General features: G+C 66.8%; 2 protein-coding genes and 1 pseudogene. 2 read left to right on the plus strand and 1 reads right to left on the minus strand.

The window, feature by feature from the left end; translation table 11 throughout:
- The coding region (locus A5906_RS23960) for a methyl-accepting chemotaxis protein (protein ID WP_080137756.1) at positions 1–1171 on the plus strand (1171 nt) is incomplete at its 5' end.
- Between the two features lie 50 nt (positions 1172–1221).
- On the opposite strand, the gene A5906_RS23965 is transcribed toward A5906_RS23960, so the two are convergent.
- Positions 1222–5046 (minus strand): YhdP family protein, encoded by a 3825-nt coding sequence (locus A5906_RS23965; protein WP_080137757.1) that lies wholly within the window; start codon positions 5044–5046, stop codon positions 1222–1224.
- Positions 5047–5241: 195 nt separating this feature from the next.
- Between A5906_RS23965 and A5906_RS44885 the strand changes: the two are divergent.
- Positions 5242–5621 (plus strand): annotated as a pseudogene (locus tag A5906_RS44885) (redoxin domain-containing protein); the annotation flags it as partial.

The raw sequence follows: 5621 nt of genomic DNA on the forward strand, positions 1-5621 counted from the left end.
CTACGGCCTCTATGTCGACGACATCGACGCCGACGTGCGTGCCCTGACGCTGGAGCTGGCCGCGATCGGCGTCGGCCTGATGCTGCTGATGGCGACCATGTCCTGGCTGATCGCCCGCGACGTGCTCGGTGCGCTCGACCGCCAGAAGAACCGTATGCAGGCGATTTCCGAGGGCGCCATCGACAAGCCGGTCGAGGAGACCGACCGCGGCGACGAGATCGGCCGCATGGCCGAGACCCTCGAAGTCCTCAGGCAGACCGCGCTGACGGCCCGCAATCTGGAGGCCGAGCAGGTCGCCGCCAAGTCGCGCAGCGAGCAGGAGAAGCGCGAGGCGCTGATTGCACTTGCCGACCGCTTCGATGCCTCCGTCGGCCAGCTCGTCGGCCTGATGGCCTCCGGCTCCGGCGAGCTCGAGACCACCGCCAAGTCGATGTCGTCCACCGCCGAGGGCACCAACCGCCGCGCCGCCGTGGTCGGCTCGGCCGCCAATGAGGCCAGCCAGCGCGTCCAGACCGTGGCCGCCGCGGCGGAAGAACTCTCCTCCTCCATCACCGAGATCAGCCGCCAGGTCGCGCAGTCCGCCGAGGTGACCGGCCGCGCCGTGGACAGCGCCCGTCGCACCGACACCATCGTACGTGCGCTCTCGGACGGCGCCCAGCAGATCGAGCACGTCGCCGAGCTGATCTCCAGCATCGCGGCGCAGACCAATCTGCTCGCGCTCAACGCCACCATCGAGGCGGCGCGCGCGGGCGAAGCCGGCCGCGGCTTTGCCGTCGTCGCTTCCGAGGTGAAGTCGCTGGCGAGCCAGACCGCGGAGGCCACCCGCGAGATCGGCGACAAGATCGCCCAGATCCAGGGCGCCACCAGGGAGGCCGTGGACGCCATCGGCGGCATCACCGCCACCATCGAGGAGGTCAGCCGCATCGCCACCTCGATTGGCGCGGCCATCGAGGAGCAAGGCGCCGCCACCGCCGAGATCGCCCGCAGCGTCTCGCAGACGGCGGAGGCAACCAGGGAGGTCACCACCAATATCGGCGGCGTCTCCACCGCCGCCAACGAGACCGGCAATGCCGCCGGCATGGTGCTCGCGGCGGCCTCAAACCTGTCCAAGCAGGCCGAGCAGCTCTCCGGCGAAGTCGGGACGTTCCTGAAAGGCGTGCGCGCGGCGTGAACCGCGGGCGCTGAAGGCTCCGCAGCGTCATGCCGGGCTCTTGAGCCCCGCTACTGCCGTCGCGCGAGGCTGCAGCCGCTCGAGAGCTGGCGCGTCGATCCGGTCGCGCCGTCGTTGGACTGCGAGGGGAATTCCTCGAACGGCGTGTTCTGCTTGCCGGTGTTGAACTCGAAGATCTTGCGGAACACGCCCGGCACCATGGCTGAGACCGGATTGACCCGCATGACGGGCGCGGAGGGCGTGCCGACGACCTCGTAGGTCACACCGATCAGTCCCTCTTTGTCGCCAGCCCCCAGGAACAACCCGAGCACCGGGATCTGTCCGAACATGTTGTTCAAGCCGTACATCGGCACGAAGGTGCCGCTCATGCACACCTGGTTGCCGGGATAGTCGATCGAGCCCTCGATGGTGGCGCCGATCATCGGGCCCTTGACCACGCCGTCGCGGATCGTCAGCGCGCCGTTCTGGCGGATGAACTCGGCGCGAAGCGCGCTGAAGGAAACGCCATTCCCAGTGCCATTCGGAGCGCCGGCGGCAACGCGCTCGAGCTGCGCCTCGCCCTTCACCGTGAAGTCGCGCACGTTGATGAGACCCTCGCGCGCCATATTCGGCTCCGACGTCGGCGGCTCCATCGCCACCACCATCTGACCGCCGACGGCCTTGGTGTAGGTGTCGGTGAAGCGCAGCAGCGCGCCGGCATCGTTGGTCTGGAGGTAGATCACCTCGCGGTTGCCCTGGGCGCGGCCGCCGCGCAGGTCGGCCGCAACGGGCGTGTCGCGGCCGATCTTGCCGCTCAAGGTGAAAGCCTTGATGGCACCGCTGCGCTTCGACATCTTTGCATCGAGGCTGCGCATCGCCTCGCCGTTGAAGCCGGCGACCGCACCGAGCTTCACGTCGATATCGAAATCGACGTTCTTCAGCTTGCTCTTGTCGTCCTTGGAATTGCCTGAGATCGTCGACTTCAGGAAACCGCGGCCGTCGAATACGTCGCCGCGCATGGTGCCGCGCACCACGCCGTCCTGGCTGCGCTCGACCTTCAACGACGCCTTGTCGCCGTCGGACGGCGCGTAGGTCGGGAAGTTCGCGTTCAGGAGGTCGCCGTTCGGGTCCACCTCGAGCGAACCCTTGATCGAGGCGCCGCCGCCTTCGATGACGATATCCTCGAAGCGGGTCGATTGCGCCGTCGGCACCACCTTGAAGCTGGCCTTGCCCGATTTGCCCGGCAGCTTGACCCAGCCTGGCAGGATGTTGTCGAGCTTGACCGAAGTCAGGTCGGCCTCGACGCCAAGCTTCGTCGTCTGGTCGGGACCGCCGGCGATCTTGCCCGACAGCTTGATCGGCAACGAGCCGCTGACGGCGGGGCTGAGATCGAAGCCCAGGCGCGCGCGGCTCGCATCGTCCAGCGTCGCCTGCAATCGGACGTCGGCATCGCCCTCGGCCGGCTTGCGATAGTCCAGCGAGGCGGCTTGCCCGTTGATCTTGACGTCGCCCTTGACCTGATAGCCCTGGTTGCTCGCGACGATCTTCAGGTTGTTGGCCTCTAGCTTCTGGTTCATCACCAGCTTGTCGGCGGCAAAGCCGTTGAGATCGGCGGTGACGGTGTAGGTCGTGTCCGACTTGGTCAATTCGCCCTTGACCGGCAGGCCGAGCTGGATGTTCGCCGAGAACGTGCCTTTGCTGGTGTTGGGATCGACCACGGTCGCCGACAGATCGCTCAGCCGATCATTCGAGAGCATCTCCGCCGCCGCAGGCACGGGACCCTCGACGCGGAATCTCGTCCGCGACGGCGACGGCTTCGGCGCCATGTCAGGCACCTCGAAGGTGAAGTCGGAGATCGTGATCTTGCGACCAGCCGGTGTATCGGCGATGCCCTGCCCGATATTCACTGTCGCCGTGCGCCCGGTCACGCGCGCCTTCAAGTCGGCATCGTGTACGACCGGCATGCCGTCCACCGGGCGGACCGCGACGCCGCTCGCGACGATGTTGACGGACAGGCCGTCGTCGGGGATCGGCGGCCCCTTGCGCGGGAGATTGCGCGTCGGCGAGTTGACGCCGATCTCGATGCGCTGGAGCGTGCCGCGCTCGATCCGTTCGATTACCCATTCGCGCAATTCAGGGACGACCAGCGTCGGCCACATCCGCTTGAGCGCGGAGGCCGACATCGGCGTTCCTGCAAAGCCGAGCGTGAGGCGCGGCTCGCCCGAATAGTCGATGGCGCCGGTGCCGGCGACGCCGATCTCGCCATTGGAGATATCGGCCTGCGTCAGCAACAGGCGCTTGTGGTCGGTGTCGAAGCGGAAACCGATCGCGATGCGGTTGAAGACGAGCGGCGGCTCGTTGTCGATGCCGCCGAGGAGAATCGACCCGCCGCTGAAGCCGAGCTGCCAGTCGTTGATGCTGCCGTTGGGCGGCTCGACATGGGCCAGAAGCGTCAGACGGTTGGCGCCGGAGAGAATCTTGAACGGTGCGACCAGCACCCGCCGATTGGCGTCCCACTCGACATTGATCTCGGCGGAATCGATCGCCATCGGATAATCGGGCGTATCGGTGTCGATGATGTTGCCCGCGCCGACCGCGATCTTGCCGCGGAAGAAGGTCGGCACGCCGTCGCGGCCGAGTTCGCCCTTGAGCTCGCCGGTCAGCGGCAGATCGGCGGTGTAGGTGAGATCCTTGACCCGCAGCGCCAGCAGGATGTTCGAGGTCGAAACCTTGTCGGCCTTGATGTCGACCGAGCGCACGCCGTTCTCGGCAGGGCCGATCGTCGCGCGCAGTGACCAGGGACGCGCGCCCTCTTCGCCGAGGCTGAGCGCAACGCCTCCCTTTGTGGGCCGGCGCAGGCTGAGGCTGATGTTCTCAAACGTCCATTTGCTGCCGCGCTGCTGATCGTCGACGATCAGATTGCCGTTCTTCAGACCGATCTCGTTGAGGTTCTGGCCGTCGAGGCCGGTCATGCTCAGACTGTCGAGCCAGTCGAGCCCCTGGAGAATGCCGCTCTGCGCATTCGCCTGAGGTGCGCCTTGCTGAGATGCGGCTTGAGATGGGTCCTGGCCGGCGGGCGCGGTGGCGAATGGCGGCGGCGGCACGCCATTGCGCGGGAATGTCGGCGGCAGGCCGGCGTCTTTCTTGGAGGCGACGCCGGTCGCGAGCGGCTTTGCGGTGTCGCCGGCCGAGACCGTAACGGTGCCGTCGGGCGCGATGCGGATGGCGAGTTCGGCATCGACCAGGTTGAGGCTTTCCGCGCGCAAATGCCCCATCAGCAGACCCGCGCCCGACAGCCTCACCTCGGCCTTCGGGGCGCTCGCCACGATGGCATGGTCGCGGTCGCGCACGATGATGTCGCGGATGCGCACGGCGATGCGAATCCGCCCGGCCCGCTCGATCTGGGTGCCGCCGACCTCGACCGTGTTGCCGTGGCCGATATTGTCCTCGATGGCGGCGGCAAGCCAGGGCGTCGCGATGTCGAGATTGATGGGCCCGGCGCCGAGCCGCCACCACAGCGCGCCGAAACAGCCGACGAAGATGACGATGAGGGCGCCGACGACCACGGCGATGCGCCTCAGCCAGCGACCGCCCCCCAGCCAGCGGCGCATCGACCCGAAGCCGTCACCAAAGCGATGGAAGCCCGAATGGGAACGCGACAGCAGCCGGCGTGCCCGATGGCCCGCCGCAGCTTCCTGATCCGGGTCCCAGTCGGCTTCGTCCCATTCCTGCGGCTGTTGTTGAACGCCGCGCCGATCGAAATCCCGATTGTAGTCCTGGGGCGACGTATTCCTTGCCATTGCCTCTCGATACAGGCGCCCGTCGTAAGATTGAGCGCCGCCGGGACCGCAGCCGTCCACGGGACGCGAAGCCCCCTGCGCCGGCACTGCCGCCATACCTCGAATATTCCTGCTGTTCGTCATTTCGCCCCGGGAGCGCGTTCAACGAGCAGTGGGGTGGAGCGTGGAATTCCTTGTAACCATACTCCGGCGTCGTCAGACTTGCCCAGCCAGGGGCGCGATTCCGGCACACCGGACGAGAGCTGCAATACCGCTTCGGTTGACCCGCCGAAAGCGTCGAAAGGAAGGCGTATGTCCAAGAAATCCCGAAAGAAATCGTCCAAAACGCCCTCCGGCAGTCCAACGCCTAAAAAGAAAGCCCTGAAAACGCGGGCAACGACTCAAACAAAGGCCGCGAAAACACAGCGGACACCGGCCAGCCAATCAACCGCGACCATAGCAAAGTCAGCATCGCACGGGGCCACATCGAAACAGTTAAATTCCGCCAAATCGGCGCGGCCTCCGGCGAAGCCCGCCCTGACCGAAGGCCAGAAGGCGCCTGCCTTCCGCCTGCCCCGCGATGGCGGCGGCGTGGCGACGCTGTCGGACTATGCCGGCCAGAAACTCGTCCTGTTCTTCTACCCCCGCGCCGACACGCCCGGCTGCACCCGGGAGGCCATCGACTTCACCCG

It is taken from the genome of Bradyrhizobium sacchari (assembly GCF_002068095.1).
Classification (GTDB): Bacteria; Pseudomonadota; Alphaproteobacteria; order Rhizobiales; family Xanthobacteraceae; genus Bradyrhizobium; species Bradyrhizobium sacchari.